This window comes from Bacillus sp. SIMBA_031 (assembly GCF_046535225.1).
GTDB lineage: Bacteria > Bacillota > Bacilli > Bacillales > Bacillaceae > Bacillus > Bacillus velezensis.
This window is the reverse complement of the sequence record NZ_JAWRXC010000393.1, coordinates 1-259: the sequence shown is the minus strand read 5'-3', so window position 1 is coordinate 259 and position 259 is coordinate 1. Positions and strand designations below refer to the sequence as shown.

Annotated in this window: 1 protein-coding gene; it reads right to left on the bottom strand. The window is 43.6% G+C overall.

The features are described from left to right. Nucleotides 1-259: hypothetical protein (locus tag SB724_RS20755; RefSeq protein ID WP_410572824.1), on the bottom strand; the 259-nt coding region annotated here is incomplete at both ends.

Genomic DNA, 259 nt, shown 5'->3' with positions numbered 1-259 from the left:
ATAAAACGCATTTACGTCATGGTAATTTCGACTTTCAGCACGTTGTTGATTACCTGTACCTTGAGTTGCACCACTATAAGTTGTGCTATGCGCTGAAGATGACCGACTAGGCTGTAATGACGACTTAGGGTAATCAAACGGTTCACTACTGGTAGTAGTGTGTGCATTAAATGCAGCCACTGGTGGGCTATTATCATTAGCTTCACTGGAGCTTGAAAACTCAGCTTGCAGGGGCACAACAACTTGTTTTATCGCTTGC